The sequence below is a fragment of the Amycolatopsis bartoniae genome, from assembly GCF_014191255.1.
Taxonomy (GTDB): domain Bacteria; phylum Actinomycetota; class Actinomycetes; order Mycobacteriales; family Pseudonocardiaceae; genus Amycolatopsis_E; species Amycolatopsis_E bartoniae.
Genome location: NZ_JACHWH010000001.1, coordinates 664,952 through 682,789, shown reverse-complemented (window position 1 = coordinate 682,789; position 17,838 = coordinate 664,952). Strand labels below are relative to the sequence as shown.

At 65.0% G+C, this 17,838-nt stretch carries 19 protein-coding genes; 3 read left to right on the top strand and 16 right to left on the bottom strand.

What is annotated here, in order from left to right; all coding sequences use genetic code 11:
* Positions 1–37 precede the first annotated feature (37 nt).
* The 4 genes from FHX82_RS37955 to FHX82_RS03450 form a co-directional block, all read right to left on the bottom strand.
* Positions 38–1,180: an MFS transporter gene (locus FHX82_RS37955; protein ID WP_375791761.1), complete on the bottom strand. Its 1,143-nt coding sequence runs from the start codon at positions 1,178–1,180 to the stop codon at positions 38–40.
* A gap of 383 nt (positions 1,181–1,563) precedes the next feature.
* Entirely contained in the window at positions 1,564–2,634 is a 1,071-nt protein-coding gene (cds1, locus tag FHX82_RS03460; RefSeq protein WP_145933141.1) for an L-cysteine desulfhydrase Cds1, read from the bottom strand.
* The gene (locus FHX82_RS03455) at positions 2,631–2,897 is read right to left on the bottom strand and encodes a DUF4229 domain-containing protein (protein ID WP_145933140.1); all 267 of its coding nucleotides are present in this window, start codon (positions 2,895–2,897) and stop codon (positions 2,631–2,633) included. Before FHX82_RS03455 ends, cds1 begins: the two co-directional genes overlap by 4 nt.
* A gap of 11 nt (positions 2,898–2,908) precedes the next feature.
* Positions 2,909–3,367, bottom strand: coding sequence for an Lrp/AsnC family transcriptional regulator (locus FHX82_RS03450; RefSeq protein ID WP_145933139.1), 459 nt, complete (start codon positions 3,365–3,367; stop codon positions 2,909–2,911).
* 168 nt (positions 3,368–3,535) lie between these two features.
* Between FHX82_RS03450 and FHX82_RS03445 the strand changes: the two genes are divergently transcribed.
* Complete coding sequence (locus FHX82_RS03445) at positions 3,536–3,745, top strand: BldC family transcriptional regulator (RefSeq protein WP_145933138.1); 210 nt, start codon at positions 3,536–3,538, stop codon at positions 3,743–3,745.
* A gap of 136 nt (positions 3,746–3,881) precedes the next feature.
* The gene (locus FHX82_RS03440) at positions 3,882–4,061 is read left to right on the top strand and encodes a hypothetical protein (RefSeq protein ID WP_145933137.1); all 180 of its coding nucleotides are present in this window, start codon (positions 3,882–3,884) and stop codon (positions 4,059–4,061) included.
* Between the two features lie 5 nt (positions 4,062–4,066).
* Here FHX82_RS03440 and FHX82_RS03435 read toward each other — a convergent pair whose 3' ends face one another.
* From FHX82_RS03435 to hemB, 11 genes are all read right to left on the bottom strand, one after another.
* Complete coding sequence (locus FHX82_RS03435; RefSeq protein ID WP_145933136.1) at positions 4,067–5,140, bottom strand: MinD/ParA family ATP-binding protein; 1,074 nt, start codon at positions 5,138–5,140, stop codon at positions 4,067–4,069.
* Positions 5,140–6,108 carry a c-type cytochrome biogenesis protein CcsB gene (ccsB, locus tag FHX82_RS03430; protein WP_145933135.1) on the bottom strand — a complete coding sequence of 323 codons (969 nt, stop codon included), beginning with the start codon at positions 6,106–6,108 and terminating at the stop codon, positions 5,140–5,142. Before ccsB ends, FHX82_RS03435 begins: the two co-directional genes overlap by 1 nt.
* Before the next feature lie 2 nt (positions 6,109–6,110).
* Complete coding sequence (gene resB, locus FHX82_RS03425) at positions 6,111–7,718, bottom strand: cytochrome c biogenesis protein ResB (RefSeq protein ID WP_145933134.1); 1,608 nt, start codon at positions 7,716–7,718, stop codon at positions 6,111–6,113.
* Positions 7,715–8,485 carry a cytochrome c biogenesis CcdA family protein gene (locus FHX82_RS03420; protein ID WP_145933133.1) on the bottom strand — a complete coding sequence of 257 codons (771 nt, stop codon included), beginning with the start codon at positions 8,483–8,485 and terminating at the stop codon, positions 7,715–7,717. Before FHX82_RS03420 ends, resB begins: the two co-directional genes overlap by 4 nt.
* Before the next feature lie 48 nt (positions 8,486–8,533).
* Positions 8,534–9,106: a TlpA disulfide reductase family protein gene (locus FHX82_RS03415; protein ID WP_145933132.1), complete on the bottom strand. Its 573-nt coding sequence runs from the start codon at positions 9,104–9,106 to the stop codon at positions 8,534–8,536.
* On the bottom strand, positions 9,103–9,729 hold the full coding sequence (locus FHX82_RS03410) for a histidine phosphatase family protein (protein ID WP_145933131.1): 627 nt from the start codon (positions 9,727–9,729) through the stop codon (positions 9,103–9,105). Before FHX82_RS03410 ends, FHX82_RS03415 begins: the two co-directional genes overlap by 4 nt.
* Positions 9,726–11,021 (bottom strand): glutamate-1-semialdehyde 2,1-aminomutase, encoded by a 1,296-nt coding sequence (hemL, locus tag FHX82_RS03405; protein ID WP_373308652.1) that lies wholly within the window; start codon positions 11,019–11,021, stop codon positions 9,726–9,728. Before hemL ends, FHX82_RS03410 begins: the two co-directional genes overlap by 4 nt.
* 11 nt (positions 11,022–11,032) lie before the next feature.
* Complete coding sequence (locus tag FHX82_RS03400; protein ID WP_145933130.1) at positions 11,033–11,365, bottom strand: hypothetical protein; 333 nt, start codon at positions 11,363–11,365, stop codon at positions 11,033–11,035.
* A gap of 13 nt (positions 11,366–11,378) precedes the next feature.
* Positions 11,379–11,798, bottom strand: a complete 420-nt coding sequence (gene mce1N / locus FHX82_RS03395; protein WP_145933129.1) for a transport-regulating membrane protein Mce1N — start codon at positions 11,796–11,798, stop codon at positions 11,379–11,381.
* Positions 11,795–12,310, bottom strand: coding sequence for a hypothetical protein (locus FHX82_RS03390; protein WP_183176455.1), 516 nt, complete (start codon positions 12,308–12,310; stop codon positions 11,795–11,797). Before FHX82_RS03390 ends, mce1N begins: the two co-directional genes overlap by 4 nt.
* A gap of 359 nt (positions 12,311–12,669) precedes the next feature.
* Positions 12,670–13,641: a porphobilinogen synthase gene (gene hemB / locus FHX82_RS03385; RefSeq protein WP_145933128.1), complete on the bottom strand. Its 972-nt coding sequence runs from the start codon at positions 13,639–13,641 to the stop codon at positions 12,670–12,672.
* Positions 13,642–13,844: 203 nt separating this feature from the next.
* Between hemB and FHX82_RS03380 the strand changes: the two genes are divergently transcribed.
* Positions 13,845–16,109 carry an FAD-dependent oxidoreductase gene (locus FHX82_RS03380; RefSeq protein ID WP_221215319.1) on the top strand — a complete coding sequence of 755 codons (2,265 nt, stop codon included), beginning with the start codon at positions 13,845–13,847 and terminating at the stop codon, positions 16,107–16,109.
* Between the two features lie 38 nt (positions 16,110–16,147).
* Here FHX82_RS03380 and FHX82_RS03375 read toward each other — a convergent pair whose 3' ends face one another.
* Positions 16,148–17,329, bottom strand: a complete 1,182-nt coding sequence (locus FHX82_RS03375; protein ID WP_221215318.1) for a polysaccharide pyruvyl transferase family protein — start codon at positions 17,327–17,329, stop codon at positions 16,148–16,150.
* Positions 17,330–17,838 lie beyond the last annotated feature (509 nt).

The following is a 17,838-nucleotide window of genomic DNA, read 5'->3' as shown; positions in this document are numbered from 1 at the left end:
CTCCACAAGCCACGAAAGTGATACGGTCAGTGCAGTTTCAACATATCTTTCTCGGTTGCAGTGAGCGGTAACGCAATATACAGACTAGTGCGGATAGCCCTCCAAGGCCGACAGCGAACATGAACCCCCATGCAGATCCAAAACTCTGCAGCAGCGCACCGCACAAAGCACTACCGGCAGCTGTGCCGCCCGTGATGGCCGAGTTGAAGAAGCCGAACGCTGTCGTGATTCGATGGGCCGGGGAATGGCGATTGAGCAGCGCGAACGAGATGGCCGCTGACGGCGCCGTAGGAAGCCCTACGGCCCAAGCAACAACCATCATCCATGGAATAGTGTTGACGACCACTAGAAGGACTGCCGTTCCGGCTGACACAGCCAAAGCAGCGGTGTACGCAAAAGGCGTATCGGCCCTCAACCTAACGAACGTCAGGGCCATACCGCCAAAAATCGAACCCGCAGCGAATGAACCTAAAATAAGACCAGCACTGGCCGCACTCCCATGCCCCTCCGCGAACGCGGGCACCGATAGGGTAATTGCCCCTGCGCTCATTGCCATCAGTGCACTAGTGGTCAATATTGTCTGCAGTCCGGGCTGAGCAAGTAGTCGAACATGCTCTGTCACGACGATATCTGCCGCTCGAGATCGAGTTCGAGCGACGGCCGCCACAATGGGTGCCTTCGCGAACAATATAGCACCCATAGTTCCAGCGAATGCAGCGATGATAAGAGCTACTCCCGCCGAGGTACAATAGACCAAAGCGGTAACTAGGAATGGACCCGCAATTACCGGCCCTTGTTGAGCTGTCGCTTCGAAGGCGTAGGCACGGTCAAGCGCCGGACCTTTCACCACTTGACGCCAGAGTGCCCGCATGCACGGTCCTAACGGAGGTAGCGTCCCCGCCGCTACTACGGCTGCGAGTAGAGTAAGTACTAGCGGGGCATGCAGGTTCACACTCAACAACAGCAGTATCATCGTAACAGGAAGGGCGACGCCGAGCACACAAAGCACCGGCGATGCCCCGTAACGATCAACCGCAATAGCAGCTAGAGGCTGTAGTAATGCAATTCCTACAGTGAAAGCGGCAGTAACTAAACCGGCGTCGACATAGCTGTCACCACCACTTCTAACAAGTAATATCAAGGTTAGACTTGTCATCCCCATGGGAAGGCGTCCGAGCATTGTGGCAACAACAACACGAGGAACTCCAGGCTCCACCAGGAATGCCATTCTTCTTCGGTATCCTATTTCGCCTCGCATGGCAATCATAGAGCGGTTCTATCCTTGCATCTCAGAATAAGGATGGAATGTACAATTCCGGACAGAAACGCGCAGACTGCAATTCTTTGCAGGCTTTCGATAGTAGCTCGATCGTTACTTCCATAGTCACCGTATGTCACGCCTCCGAGATCGACATCCTTGACAATTGGAGTGAACAGATCCATCTTCGCAGGCTGACAACAGAACAACAGGCGGCTAAATTAGCCATCACTAAAGAATCCATCGCTACTCAATCGAGTAGTATTAGCAGTCGCACCAGAAGTCTTCTTTTCAAGAAGAAAAATTCACTCAAACGGATTCAATGATCCACTCATCAAGAAGTCCTGCAGCGCATTGCCATACTTCTCGATGTCCAGGCCCTGCTCGGTGACCCACTCGTCGTTGTAGTACGTGTGCGCGTAGCGCTCGCCGCCGTCGCAGAGCAAGGTCACTACGGACCCCGTCTGGCCGGCGGCGAGCATGCGGGCGATCAGCTGGAACGCCCCGTACAGGTTCGTGCCCGTCGAGCCGCCTGCCCAGTGGCCCGTCCGCTCCCGCAGCAACCGCACAGCCGCCACGGACGCGGCGTCCGGGACCTGGATCATCTCGTCGATCACCTGCGGCACGAACGACGGCTCCACGCGCGGGCGGCCGATGCCCTCGATCCGCGACGGCATTCCCGTCGCGTAGTCCATCGCGCCCGTCTCCCAGGCGCCGTAGAACGACGAGTTCTCCGGGTCCACCACGCACACCTTCGTGGTGTGCCTGCGATACCGCACATACCTGCCGAAGGTCGCGCTCGTGCCACCCGTGCCCGCACCCACCACGATCCACGACGGCACGGGATGACGCTCCAGGCGCATCTGCGCGAACACCGACTCCGCGATGTTGTTGTTCCCCCGCCAGTCCGTCGCCCGCTCGGCGTACGTGAACTGGTCCAGGTAGTGCCCGCCGCACTCCGCGGCCAGCCGCTCCGCCTCGCTGTACACCTCCGGCGGCCGGTCGACGAAATGACACCGGCCGCCGTAGAACTCGATCAGCTGCACCTTCTCCGGGCTGGTCTTGCGCGGCACCACCGCGACGAACTCCAGCCCCAGCATCCGCGCGAAGTACGCCTCCGACACCGCGGTCGAGCCACTCGACGCCTCGATCAACGGCGTGTCCGGGCCGATCTGGCCGTTCACCAGCCCGTACAGCAACAACGAACGCGCCAGCCGGTGCTTCAGCGAGCCCGTCGGGTGGACCGACTCGTCCTTCAAATACAGGTCGATGCCCCACGAGGGCGGCAGCGGAAAAACGTGCAGGTGCGTGTCCGCGCTGCGGTTCGCGTCGGCCTCGATGAGCCGGACCGCCTCGCGCACCCAGGCGCGGTTCACTCCGCCTCGCGCAGCTCGGCACGCAGCTTGGCGCGCTCCTTCGCCCGGCGCTCGTTGCGGGCGGCGAGCCCGGCGGTGACGCGCGCGTTGAGCCCGCGGAACGCGAGCAGCCCGACCGGCAGCCCCACGACGATCCCGACCGCGAGCGCGACCAGCAGCGGCACCTTGACCAGGACCAGCACGACGGCGACGACGGCGATCAGCCCGAAGCGCGCCAGCAGGTAAAGCGTCAGGTCACGGCCCAGAGTCTGTCGTTCGCTCACGCCTGACAAGGCTACGCGTCGTCCAACTCGGTGTTGTTGGGTCGCCCCTCGAAGCGGGTCGACAAGACGACCGTGGTGCGCGTGCGCGCGACCCCCGTGATCCGCCGGAGCCGCCCCAGCGTCTGCTCCAGCTCGTCGACCGTCGCGACCCGCACCTTGACCACGAACGCCTCGTCGCCGGCCACCGCGTAGCAGCTCTCCACCTCCGGCAGGCCGCCCAGCGCGTCCGCGAGCTCGTCGTTCTCGGCCGTGTCGGTGGGCTGGATACCGACCAGTGCGGTGACCCCGAGACCGACGGTGCTCGGGTCCACGACCGCGTGGTACCCGGTGATCACGCCGGCCGCTTCGAGCTTGCCCACGCGCTCGTGGACCGACGACGCGGACAGCCCGACCGTTCTGCCCAACTCCGCGTACGTGGCCCTCCCGTTGAGGCGGAGCGCGGCGATGATCTTGCGGTCCAGTGCGTCCACACAGGTCACCATAGCCCTGTCCAACGTGGGCGATTTGTCCCTTACTACCTCTTTACTCTTCGACAACCGTTCGAGTACCTGCCGGGTGAAGTGCAACGATTGCCGTGTTGGTTTCCGAAGCGTCGGAACGCTTTCGGTATAGCAGTAGGGGCGTTAAGGAGGCGGAAAATGACCGCGAGCGTTGGTGGACGGTTGCTCACTCCCGGCGAGGTCGCCGCATTGTTCCGAGTGGACCCGAAGACGGTGACGCGCTGGGCGACCGCGGGCCGGATCGGCTCCATCCGCACCCCCGGCGGGCACCGGCGGTTCCGCGAGTCCGAGGTCAACGCGCTGCTCGCCGAGCTCACCACGGACGCCAGCGAGCCCACGCGCGCCTGAGCTCGTTCACCAGACCCGCGGCCCGGCGAACGAGCCGGAAGCCGCGGGCCCACTGGCGCCCCACGCCCGCCAAACCTGGGGACGAGTTACCCTCGGTGCTGGAGTACGCCGCACCAGGACTCGGAAGGGAGCGGGCATGATCTACCTGCTCGCAGTGATCGGGGCGCTCACCATCGCCGTCCTGTTCTGGCGGGCCTTCGGACCGGAGCGGGTCGGCGTCTCGTCCCGCCGGGCCCCGCTCGCCCCCGACGACGACCCCGACTTCCTGCGCAAGCTCGGCGAGCAGCAGCAGCGCCGTCCCGACGACGAGGGATAAAGCCCTCAGTTCTTCAGCGGGAACGCGTCCGCCATCGCGGCGGCCAGTTCCAGCAGCGCCAGGCGCGTCCCCGGCTGCAGGCGTTCCAGCTCGATCTCCGCGCCCTCCTCCAGGTGCGGGTCGAACGGGATCTGGCACACCGCGCGCGCCCGGGCCTCGAAGTGGGCCGCGAGCTTGTCGAGGTCAACCGAACCGGCCTTCGGGCGCACCGAGTTGATCACCACGATGGACCGTTTCACCAGGTCCCCGTAGCCGTGCGCCTCCAGCCAGTCGATCGTCGCCGAGGCGCTCGTCGCGCCGTCCACCGAGCCCGACGACACCACCACCAGCGCGTCCGCGAGGTCCAGCACGCCCTTCATCGCCGAATGCATCAGGCCGGTGCCGCAGTCGGTGAGCACGATGTTGTAGTAGTGCTCCAGCAGGCTGACCACCCGCAGGTAGTCGGTCTCCGAGAACGCCTCCGACACCGCCGGGTCCTGCTCGCTGGCGAGGATCTCCAGCCGGGACGCGCCCTGGGACGTGTACGCCCGCACGTCGCTGTACCGGGTGATCTTGTCGGCGTCCCGCAGCAGGTGCCGCACCGTCGCCGTGGTCTCGATCGGGATCTTCTGCGACAGCGTGCCGCGGTCGGGATTCGCGTCCACCGCGATCACCCTGTCCCCGCGCAGGGACCCGAACGTGGCGCCCAGCGTGGTGGTGATCGTGGTCTTGCCCACCCCGCCCTTGAGGCTCATCATCGCGATCTTGAAGCAGCCCCGCAGCGGCTGGTTCACCCGCGCGACCAGCTCGCGCTGCCGCCGCTCCGCCGGGCTCTCCCCCGGGTTGATCAGCTTCCCGCTGCCCACGTAGACGGCCTTACGCCAACCCGACCGGGGCGCACGCTTCGGCGGCCGCACGACGTTCCTGGGCATCTCCGGCCGGGCCCGCGACGGCTGCGGCAGCGGTGGGTACGGCGAGCCCGGCTGCAACGGCGGCAGGTTCGGGTCGTACCCGGGCGGGAACGGCGGCAGCTGCTGCGGCCGTCCCGGGTGGGACGTGGAGTCCGTGCGCTCCTCGGAGAACTCGCGAGGATCCGTCATCAGCCGACTCCGGCGTAGGAGTGCAAGCCCGTCGTGACCAGGTTGACGAAGAACAGGTTGAACACGGTGACCGCGAAGCCGAGGGTGTTGATCACCGCGGCGCGGGTGCCGCGCCAGCCGGCCGTGGCCCGCGAGTGCAGGTATGCCGCGTAGACCACCCAGGCGACGAACGCCGTGGTCTCCTTGGGGTCCCAGCCCCAGAACCGGCCCCAGGCCGACTCGGCCCAGATCGCGCCGCACAGCACGCCGAACGTGAACAGCGGGAACGCGAACACCGTGGTCCGGTACGCGACGCGGTCGAGCACGTCGGCCTCGGGCAGCCGCGAGCCGAACCGGGCGAAGCGCTTCGGGTTCCGGTCGTACGCGTTGCGGATCATGTACAGGATGCTCGCCACGCCCGGCACCAGGAAGATGCCCGACGACGTCGCCGCGGCGGACACGTGGATCACGAGCCAGTACGACTGCAGCGCGGGCACCACCGGCGCCGCGACCGTGTACAGCACGGTGCCGCCGATGAACATCAGGATCACGATCGGCAGCAGCATGAACCCGGACAGGTGACGCACCGGGAACTTGCGGATCGCCCACAGCCACGTGACCACGGCGATGAACGTCACCGCCATGATGTACTCGTACATGTTGCCCCAGGGCACGCGGTGCGTCGCGAGGCCGCGCAGCAGCAGGGCGGCGAAGTGCAGCAGCACGCCGAGCACCGTCAGCGCCGCACCCATCCGGCCGATGCGCTCGACCCGGCCGCGCCGCACGGGCGGCTCCGGCACGTCCGCGGTGGCCTCGACCGGCGCGCCCGCGCCCACCAGCTGGCGGGCCTTGGTGCGCTCCGCGGCGCGGCGGCCGTTGGCGCCGAAGGACTGCTCGATGAGGAAGAACACCAGCGCCAGGACGTAGATGGCGGTCGCGGTGGTGTACGACCAGTCGCTGTACTGGGACAACGTCTCGTTGACAGGCACGTCTACTTCCTCTTTCCGCCAGTGAGCAGCTCATCCGCTAGCCGGGTGAACTCCTCGCCATAGCCCGCCTGGTCGGTGCGAGCGAGTCCGCCCACCTGAACAACGGTACCGTTTTCGTCCCCGTCCGCAGGGCGTACCCGCAGCCACACGCGCCGCCGCTTGACCAGCAGCGACGCACCCAGGCCGACCAGCATCGCGACCGCGAAGACCAGCACGTAGTCCTGCGTCGGGTCGTGCGAGACCTGCAGCGCGACCCACTGCTGGACGCCGTCGAAGCTGATCTTCGTGCCGTCGTCGAGGGTGATCGACTGGCCGACGGCGAGGTTCTGGCGGGCGACCCGCTTGAGCCTGCCGTCGTCGACCATGGACTGGTCCACGCTGAAGATCGACTGGCTCTGCCCGGAGTCGAGGCCGAGGTCGCCGCGCAGCACGTCGACAGCCACCATCGGGTTGTTCAGGACCGGCGCGGTGGAGGTGAGCACACCGCCGTGCACGAACGAGGTCGGCGCGAAGACACCGGTAATCGCAAGCTGCTTCGTGCGCCGCTCGGCCGCGTCGGGAACGTCCGGGGGGTCGAACTTGACGGCACCCTGCGACAGGTACGTCTTGGTGTCCTCGGGCACCCACTGAACGGCCTGCTTGCGCACCTCGCCATCCGGAAAGGTGACGGTGAACTGCGGGGAGTAACCGTGGTTGAGCAGGTAGACGCGGTCACCCGCGGTGCGCAGCGGCGAGTTGACTTCGAGGAAGTACGGTCGCCAGATACCCGTGGTGAGGTCGTTCCCGGACTGGTAATCGATGTTCGACGAGTAGTGGACCGGCTCGCCCGTGGCCGTGTACTGCGCTGTGAAGTCGTTCACCTTCACACAGAACGGGTCGAGGTCGGTGCCGTCGACGCGCAGGCCCGGGTTGAACGAGTCGTAGGCGTAGATGCCGGAGTTGCAGAACTGCGCGTCCGCGCCACCGGTGGCCTGGACGATCACCTGACCGTCGTAGCTGTACATCTTGCCCAGCGCGAACGAGATGATCAGCCCGAGCATGGCGAAGTGGAAGATCAGGTTGCCGGTCTCACGCAGGTAACCGCGTTCCGCGCTGATCGTGCGGGCGCCGTCGGCCTCCTCGCGCTCGGCGGTCCGCCAGCCCCGCAGGCGCTTGCGCGCCCCGGCCAGCACGTCGTCGGCGCTCCGTTCGAGCGTCGCCTCGCGGAAGTGCGGCATGCGCGCGAGGTTCCGCGGCGTCAGCACGGGCTTGGCCCGCATCGACCTGACGTACTCCCAGCTGCGCGGGGTGAGGCAGCCGACCAGCGACACCATCAGCAGCAGGTAGATCGCGGAGAACCAGACGCTGGAGTAGACGTCGAAGAACTGGAGCCGGTCCAGCAGCGTGCCCCACCAGCCGTGGTCGGTGATGTACTGGCTGGTCTTGGTCGGGTTCAGCGCGCGCTGCGGCAGCAACGCGCCCGGCATGGCGCCCAGCGCGAGCAGGAACAGCAGGATCAGCGCGGTGCGCATCGCGGTGAGCCCGCGCCAGGTGTTGCGGAGGAAGCTCAGCACGCGCCTGCCGGGCGTGGGGCGGTACTGCGGCGTCGGCCGGGCTTCGGTGGCGGTCACAGCGGCAGCACCGTGTCCGTGACGAACGCGTCGCGCAGCCAGCTCACCAGGTCTCCCCACAGGCCCGTGACCAGCAGGACCCCGACGACCAGCAGCAGCCCGCCGCCGAACAGCTGGACGCGGCGGCCGTTGCGGCGCAGCCAGTCAGTGGCGCGGACGGCCCAGCGGGCGCCCAGCGCGATCAGCAGGAACGGCAGCCCGAGGCCGAGGCAGTAGACCAGCACCAGCAGGAAGCCGCGGGCGCCTTCGCCGCCGGTGGCGGTCGCGATGGCCAGCACGCCGGACAGCGTCGGGCCGATGCACGGCGTCCAGCCGAGGCCGAACACCGCACCCAGCAGCGGGGCGCCGAGCAGGCCGCCGCGCGGTACGCGGTGCGAGCGGATGTCCTTCTGCAGCGCGGGGATCAGGCCGAGGAACACCAGGCCCATCGCGATCGTGACGACGCCGCCGATGCGCTGCAGCAGGTCCTGGTTGCCCAGCACCGCGTCGGCGAGCCAGACCAGGGTGCCGAGCCCGGCGACGAAGACGACGGTGAACCCGAGCACGAACAGGGCGGCCGCGCCGACGACGGAGTACCGGCCCTTCTTGCGCTCCTCGCCAGGGGTGACGGCGGGCGCGTCCGCACCGACCAGCGCGGCGAGGTAGGCGAGGTAACCGGGCACGAGCGGCACGACACACGGCGACGCGAACGAGACCGCGCCGGCGACGAGAGCGAGTCCGGCGGCGAGAACGAGCGGCCCGGAGGTCGCCAACTCGGTCGCGTTCACTCTGCTGAGACTAAGCAGTGAGTTCGGTGTGAGCTTCGCGGGGCTGGCCTACTCGGCTGCGAGCTGCTGAACCAGGGGCTGGATGTCGCCGGCGAGCAGGGTGCGCAGGTAGACCGCCGCAACGCGCTGTTGCTTGTCGATCACGATGGTCGACGGCACGACGTTCACCGGGTAACCGGACAGCTTCAGCAGCCCGCGACCCGCCGGGTCGTAGATCGACGGGTACGTGAGGCCCCGGTTGCGCATGAAGTCCTGCGGCGCGGAGCGGTCGTAGTCCCGCACGTCGAAGCCCAGCACCTGCACGCCCTGGGCCTGCGTGGCCTGGTAGAGCTTCTCCATCTCGGGTGACTCGGTGCGGCACGGCGCGCACCACTGGCCCCAGATGTTGAGCACGACGACCTTGCCCTTGAAGTCGGCGAGCGAGAGCTGCTTGCCGTCGTTCATCAAGTCGTCGCCGGACAGGTTCGGGACTGTCTTGCGGTCGCTCGCGTCGTAGACGATGTCGGTCTTGCCGCCCGGCGCGACGAACTGGAACGTGTCGCCCTGCGAGACCGCGTCCTTGCCCGTCGAGCAACCGGCCACGAGGAAGACCGTGAGCAACCCCACGATGAGCTTTCTCATGCCCCGGTGACCTTCGGGTCGGTGGTACCCGCCGGCTCGCTGTACGCGATGTCGACCAGCTCCTCGCCATCGAAGACCAGGCTGGTCAGCGACGCGAGCGAGCACTGGCGGCGGCGCGGATCGTGCCACAGCGGCTTCGCTTCGAGGAACCGGCGGAGCGTCCAGATCGGCAGCTGGTGTGAGACGCACAATGCCTCGTGCCCCTCGGCCGCCGCGCGCGCCCGGTACACGGCGCCGAGCATCCGGCGCGCGATCTCCAGGTACGGCTCACCCCACGAAGGCACGAACGGGTTGCGCAGGATCGGCCAGTGCCGGGGGTCCCGCAGCGCACCGTCACCGACGGCCACCCGCTTTCCCTCGAACTGGTTGCCGGCTTCAATGAGCCGCGCGTCCGTCTGCACGTCGAGCCTGTGCGCTCCCGCGATCGGGGCCGCGGTCTCCTGCGCGCGCTGCAACGGCGACGCGACGACGTGCGTGATGTCGTGGCCCGCGAGCGCCTCGGCCACCGTGAGGGCCTGCCGCTGCCCTCGTTCGGAGAGCCGGAAACCGGGCAGGCGGCCGTAGAGGATCTGGTCCGGGTTGTGCACTTCGCCGTGCCGGAGCAGGTGGACGATCGTCGTCACCGGCTCGCCTCCGCCGCCGCGGCGGCCGCTGCGGGCAGCGCGGCTTCGATGGTCTCGAACGCGGCGTCGTCCATCGCCGCGTTCACGAACCACGCCTCGTACGGGCTCGGCGGCGCGTACACGCCCCGTTCGAGCAGCGCGTGGAAGAACGGCGGAAAGCGCCAGGTCTCGGTGCCGGTCGCTTCGTGGTAATTGCGCACCGGCTCCTCGCTGAAGAACACAGTCACCAGGTTGCCCGCGTACGCGACGTGGTGCGCGACGCCCGCCTTGGTGAGCGCCTCGGTGAACAGGGCGCCCAGGCGCTGCGAGTTCGCGTCCAGCGCGCGGTACACGTCGTCGTCGGCCGCGCGTAGCGTCGCCAGCCCGGCGGCGACCGCGACGGGGTTCCCGGACAGCGTGCCGGCCTGGTAGACCGGGCCGCCCGGCGCGAGCTTGGCCATGACCTCCGAGCGGCCGCCGAACGCCGCCGCCGGCAGGCCGCCCGACATGACCTTGCCGAACGTGTACAGGTCACCGGGCACCGCTTCCAGGCCGAACCAGCCCGAGCGCGAGACGCGGAAACCGGTCATGACCTCGTCCATGATCAGCAGCGCGCCGTTCTCGTGCGCCAGCTCCAGCAGCCCGGCGTTGAAGCCGTCGACGGGCGCGACCGCGCCCATGTTGCCGGCCGCGGCCTCGGTGATGATCGCCGCGATCTCGCCGGGATTGTCCGCAAAGGACTGTCGCACGGCGTCGAGGTCGTTGTAGGGCAGGACGATCGTGTCCGCGGCCTGCGCACCCGTGACACCGGGCGAGGTGGGCAGACCCAGCGTGGCGACGCCGGAACCGGCCTGCGCGAGCAGCGCGTCCACATGCCCGTGGTAGCAGCCGGCGAACTTGACGATCTTCGAGCGGCCGGTGAAGCCGCGGGCGAGGCGGATGGCGCTCATCGTCGCCTCGGTGCCGGAGTTGACCAGCCGCACCTGGTGCACGGGGTCGACGCGGGCGATGATCTCCTCCGCGAGCTCGACCTCACCCGTGGTCGGCGTGCCGAACGACAGACCGTTCGTCGCGGCCTTGCGCGCCGCCTCGACGACCGCGGGGTGGGCGTGCCCGAGGATCATCGGACCCCACGAGGACACCAGGTCGACGTAGCGGTTGCCGTCGACGTCCCACAGGTACGGGCCTTCGCCGCGGACCATGAAGCGGGGCGTGCCCCCGACCGAGTTGAACGCGCGCACCGGAGAGTTCACGCCACCCGGTGTCACGCCCGTCGCGCGTGCGAACCATGCCTTCGACTGATCGTGCGTCACGACTGCCAGTCTCACACCTCGTCGAGGTGCCCCTGGAAGGCACCCTCGGGCTCCTGCTCTTCGTTCCTCGGCCGGTGCTTCGCGCGGACGGCGAGCAGCACCTCGCGGACGGCGTCGACCAGCAGGAGCGCGGCGACGAGACCCAGCCCGATCGACGCGGCCACCCAGTCGCCGAGCAGGCGCGTCGAGGTGAGGACCACGCCGTCGTCGAGGTTCGTGGTGAGCGTGCGCACGGCGTGGTGCCAAAGCGGGAACGCGCCCCAGATCGCGACGGCCGCGAGTACCACCTCGACGGCGGCGACCAGCGCGCGTCGCGGCTGGTGCAGCTTGGGCTGAGTGTTCACGGGAGCCAGAGTCTCACGACCGCTCCAGCGCGGCACGCAGTGCTTCGGTGTCCTTCGCCCAGGCGAGGACCACCGTGCCGTCGGTCAGCCGCAGCGGCAGCTCGTCGTACTTGCGGGGCGTGCTCCAGCCGCCGCCGAGTACGCGGGCACCGGCGGGGGTGCCGACGTCCCGGGTCTCGGCGATGTCGGTCAGCGGAAGCGACTCCCGGCCCTGCCACAGCTCGGTGTCGGTGACGCGGACGGTGAGGAACCTGCGGCGCGCGTGCACCCAGGGCGCGGTGATCGCGGCCAGCCCGAGCCCGACGAGCACCCACGCGACGGCGTGCGTGGCGCCCGTCGCCAGCTCGGCGAGGTACCCGGCGAGGGCGAACAGCGGGCCGTAGAGCAGCGCCGTCCACTTCGCGCCGTACTCGAGAAACCGCGGCTCGCTCACGATGCTTTGCGGCCGACCTTCGGGAAGTACGGGTTGGCGCTCGGCAGGTACATCAGCAGCAGCGCGACCAGGCCGAGGAGCGTGGCGATCAGCGTGACGAGGCTCGCGAACTGGCCGACGAGCTGGAAGAGGAGGGTGACGACCATCAGGACGGTGAGCACCGTGCGGGCCGAGCGCGTGCCCTGGCGGGCCTTGTAGGCGAACAGCACGTACAGCAGCGCGAACGAGATCGCGCCGACCAGCAGGACGGCCAGCAGCACGGTGGTGCCGCGCCGGATGTCGTCGGGGGTCGCGGTGGTGTTGGTGTTGTTCCTGATCAGCTGGTCGATGAAGGTGCCGCGGGCGAAGAAGATGATCGCGTACCCGATGATGAAGACGACGCCCGAAGCGACCCACAGCCAGAACGAGACCTGCACCGGCTTGGGTGGGTCGTAGCGCTCGGGCTCCTCACCGGGCAGTGCGGGCGCGGGCGGCAACCCCTTCGCGCGGCGTTCATCGTCCGATTCGGTCACCCGGGAAGGATAGCCGTGGGGCGACGCCGGGCAGCGGAGGCTGGGGCGGGTGCTCGCGGTGGGCTCCCCAGCCGAGGGCCAGTCTCCAGCCGAGCGAGGTGGCGACCTTCGGCAGCCCAGCCGGGCCAGACCGCGGCCGCTCCCGGCCGGGCCAGGCGGCAGCCAATCCCTGGCCGAGCCAGACGGCGGCCGCTCCCCAATCCAGCCAAATCGCGGGCGATCCCCAGCTCAGCCAGGCGGCGACCGCTCCGCAGTTGAGCGACTGACGGCCACTCTTCAGCCAAGCCAGGCGGCGGCCACTCCCGGCCGAGCCAGGCGGCGACTTCGGTGGCCCAGCCGAACCAGCCAGCGGCCACTCCCTAGTCGAGCCAGGCGGCGGCTTCGGTGGCCCAGTAGGTGAGGATCATGTCGGCGCCGGCGCGGCGGATCGACGTGAGCACCTCGAGGATGGTGCGCTCGCGGTCGAGCCAGCCGTTCGCGGCGGCCGCCTCGACCATCGCGTACTCGCCGGAGATGTTGTACGCGGCCACCGGCACGGGCGAGACCTCGGCGGCAGCGCGCAGCACGTCGAGGTACGACAGCGCGGGCTTGATCATGATGGCGTCCGCGCCCTCGGCGACGTCCAGCTCGATCTCGCGCAGTGCCTCGCGCGCGTTGCCCGGGTCCTGCTGGTAGGTCTTGCGGTCGCCCTTGAGCTGCGAATCGACGGCCTCGCGGAAGGGGCCGTAGAAGGCGCTCGCGTACTTGGCGGAGTAGGCGAGGATGCCGGTGTCCTGGTAGCCGGCGTCGTCGAGCGCCTCGCGGATCACGCCGACCTGGCCGTCCATCATGCCGCTGGGCCCGAGCAGGTGCGCCCCGGCTTCGGCCTGTGCCACGCCCATCTCGGCGTACAGCTTGAGGGTGGCGTCGTTGTCGACCCCGCCGTCGGCGTCGAGGACACCGCAGTGACCGTGGTCGGTGAACTCGTCGAGGCACGTGTCGGCCATCAGCACGGTGTCGTCGCCGAGCTCGCTGCGCAGGTCGCGCAGGGCGACGTTGAGGATGCCGTTCTCGTCGCAGCCGGCGGACCCGGTGGCGTCGCGGCGCTCCGGAATGCCGAACAGCATGAGCCCGCCGACCCCGGCGCGCACCGCGTCGACGGCGGCCTTGCGCAGGCTCTCCCGGGTGTGCTGGACAACCCCAGGCATGCTCGCGATGGGCCGCGGCTGCTCAAGCCCCTCCGCGACGAACATGGGCAGGATCAGCTGGCGGGGACGGAGCGTGGTCTCACTCACGAGCCGCCGCATGGCGGGAGTGGTCCGCAACCTCCGGGGACGATGCTCGGGAAACACGCCAACGACGGTACTCCCAGTGGTTGGGGTTGGTCAGACGCCGTCGAGTTGCGGTGGGCATCGATGAAGGTCAGGCCTGAGACTTGTGTGGACAAGCCTGGCACGGTAAGACCGACTACGAACACTTTCCTTCTGAAGCTCTTTCTCATGCGCGACCCTGCAACTCCTTGGTCGCACTACCATGGACAGGAAAGTGATCTTAGGTGCATCAGAACCTCATCGTACCGAGTACCGACCGACGTGAATTCCGGGTTGAGGACTTGGACGCTGACCTCGTGGTCGTCGGCGGCGGCATGGCGGGGACGTGCTGCGCCATCACGGCCGCTCGGGCAGGGGCTCGGGTGATCCTTGCGCAAGATCGGCCAGTGCTCGGCGGCAACGCATCCAGCGAAGTCAGGTTGTGGGTGCAGAGCGCGAACGCCCACATGAATGTGAACAACCGGTGGGCACGGGAAGGCGGAGTGATCGATGAGATCCTCGTTGAGAACACCTACCGAAACCCAGACGGAAATGTCGTACTCTTCGACGCCGTACTGCTTGACAAGGTATCAGCAGAACCTAACATCAAGCTTTTGCTCAACACCTCGCTGATCAATTCCGAAAAAGAGGGGGACCGGATTTCGTTCGTTCTCGGATTTAATAGCCAGAACCAAACAATCTACAAACTCTCCGCCCCACTATTCTGCGATGCATCGGGCGACGGCGCGCTGGGCTATCTTGCCGGGGCCTCATTTCGTGTCGGCGCGGAATCCAACCAAGAGTTTGACGAAGGCTTCGCACCTTCAGAAGAGTACGGGGAACTGCTACCCAACTCATTATTCTTCTACAGCAAGAATGCAGGACATCCGGTTAAATTCACGCCCCCAAACTTTGCACGTCTCGACATAGCAGAGACCAGTCAATATCGAAACTTTAAGACCGACGAGTACGGCGCCATGCTTTGGTGGCTAGATCACGGCGGCCGACTTGATACCATTAACGACGCCGAACAGATTAAGTGGGAACTCTGGAAAATTGTATACGGCATTTGGGATCACTTGAAGAATTCAGGCAAGTACCCAGATGCAGAGAATCTCACGCTTGAATGGATCGGAACCATCGCCGGGAAGCGTGAAAGTCGTCGCTTCGAAGGTCACTACATGCTCCACCAGAAAGATATAATCGAACAAGCCCGACATGGCGACGCCGTAGCTTTCGGAGGCTGGGCAATCGATCTTCACCCGGCCGATGGCATCTTTAGCGAATATCCCGCCGCAAATTTGCTGTGGCCGCGAGGGATATATCAGATCCCTTATCGCTGTCTACTCAGCAGGAGCGTACCAAATCTGTTCCTCGGTGGCCGCCTGATCAGCGCCACCCATGTCGCATTCGGTTCCACTCGCGTAATGGCCACATGCGCCCATATGGGACAAGCCGTGGGCATGGCAGCCGCGCTTTGCGCTCGAGACGAACTCGACCCCATCGCCCTGCTAGAAAGCGGACGGATGCGCGAATTACGCCGACAACTGCTCCGCACGGGGCAGCATATCCCTGGGGTGCCGCTGGAAGATCCAGAAAATTTAGTTCAAGAAGCCGAGGTGCACACCTCAAGTGAGTTTGTGCTAACGGAACTTCCACCCGATGGTCCCAGCGTACCGTTGAGCACCTCGCGGGCACAACTGATTCCCCTTCCCCCCGGCCGACTACCCCAAGTGACGTTTATCGTCGATGTCGCCGCACCAACCACACTCCATTTTGAAGCCCGCACTGGCAGGACACCGGACGACTACACGCCGGACATGGTCCTCGACGTCCAGCAGTTCGAACTAAACGTCGGCGATGGACAGCATCTCAAAATTGATATCAACGCTAATCTCACCGAAGAGCGATATGTCTTTTTCTGTTTTATGCGCAATAAATACGTAGCAGTCCGTACGAGCGAACAACGGTTGACCGGCCTAGTCTCAGTTAGACACAGGGATACACAAGAACGAGACGACGTGATCGGCCGACCGCGAATAGAATTTTGGTCACCCGAACGTCGACCACATGGACAAAATTTGGCCATCAGTATCGAGCCACCCATTCACCCATTCGGGCGTGAAAACGTCCGTAACGGATTCGCACGTCCTACCGCAAGCCCAAACGCATGGGTTGCAGACCCGCAAGACAGCGAACCAGAACTCTTGCTACTATGGTCCGCGACGAAAAAGATTGGGAAACTCGTACTCGCTTTTGACACTGACTTCGACCACGCTATGGAATCAGTTATAACCCGGCACCACGAGGCCGCGATGCCCTTCTGCGTTAGCGACTACATTGTACGCGCTGGTAGTCGAGTCATCGTCGAACAGTGCAACAATCACCAAACTCGGAATGTCCATATCTTTAATCCTCCCGTCGAAACATCCGAGCTAACTATTCAATTGCTTGGCAGCCACGGCGATACCCCGTTAGCAATTTTTGAACTGCTTTGTTACGAGAAGTAGCCGATGATTAAGAAGAGAAGTAGCCGATGATTAAGAAATCATAGCAAGCCCCTGAGAGTTTTTTCGAAGCTTCCTGCAGAGCGCTTGGCGTGCAATTGCATCCTATGTACTACCGGCTCGAAACCGCCCTCCAACAACTGGAGCAGACGGTCAAAATGGCCAGCCCGCGCTCTGTGGGAACTTTCGGAAGTGGAAACGAAAAAGTCAGCAGCATCATAAGCGCTATAGAAAACGTATTTCTTCAAATCATTCAGCGTAAGTAAACCTTCCAGAGAGTCATTTGCAGGCTGTGGGGATCCGATACAAATTGCGGGCGTTCCGGCGCGCCAGGAATTGACACAGAGGTGGTACGTGTCGGTAACTATGAACTTGTACCTGGACAAAGCGGCGAACACATCCCCGAGCGTGCGCTCCTTCTCTGGCCGAGTGTTCATGTGCCTAGTACGGAACCTCGGGCTGTCATACCATGGCAACCACTCCAGTTGCGTACCGGTCTGGTTGGCGAGGCCTTGGGCAAACCGGTAAAACCATCGTGGTACCCGCGTCCGGTTGCCGAGGAAGACCCCAGCAACTTCTTCCTTCGGGATTTCGTCAGCCCATCCGGTCGTCGGAAGTAGATCGAGGTCCCCAGGTTGAAGCAGCATAGCCGCGTCCGTGCCAAAGTGGTCGATAGCACTATTCTGCCGCCAATGCTTCACCTTCGCTGCCGAGAGCGGATCACGAACCCACACCGCGTTCGCCTGAGTAATAAGGCGACTGAATGCCGAGCAGTAGCCCTCATCCGCATAATCACTCTGCGAATTATGCAGAAGCGTGCCGCCATAGAGCAGCGTCTTCGACAGAACATCGTCAGACGCATCCCTGAACAACATTGTCTGGTGCAATAAGGAACGCATTGCACCAAGATCATTGAGGTGCCCATGAAGCTTCAGGTTGATAATGGCATCCTGCTCCAGATAGTGCCGCGCATGCAGGAAGTCACCCCAAAAAATCACCGCGTCATGCTCATAGATTTCTTGCAGGCGGTCTATTACCGAAGAGGAGCAAAATGGAAGGTCTTCGGGTCGGACATCCCTTCTGAATGATCGAACTTCAGCTGGATGCAGGCTATACCAGTCGGCCTGAACACCCCCACCCATTCGCTTCCTCATGGCCTCGAAGGCGAGATCCACGGTCACCATGCCGGCGTTCACCCAGCCAAGATTCGGCGCAGTGATCACCGCGACACGTTTTGACGACTTGCTAGGATTACTCATCAAGGTCCACTTTCCTGGTTTGACACGCTTCCCTAGTGCAACAGTAGGCGAGGCCCGTTGAGGTCGCCTGAGGCTTCGTTTCGCCAGAGAGGAATGTAGATAGTAGGTGCACCACGAATAACTTGACCGACCAAAAAAGAGCATCATCCATACGCGATGCGAGTGGATATTCTCAAATACTGACAACACCCGCGATAGGTTGGCTCGCGACCTAGCCAGGCGACGCCGAACTCTATGATCGCTACATAAGAGCGATTACTTAATCGGAAAGCTGAAATGGCACCGCTTCAATAGGATCTGTAGTGACAGGGAAGGCGGAGCACCAGAAAGACTACAACATCACACCACGCTGGCTACTCTCACGAAAGTCTTCTGATTCGCCGCCTTTTCTCACTATTCGTTCCAGCGGGAAGCGGCTAGCCTCACTCAGATTCAGTGATATTTGAACAATACCGCAAATGGTTAGCGGGCGC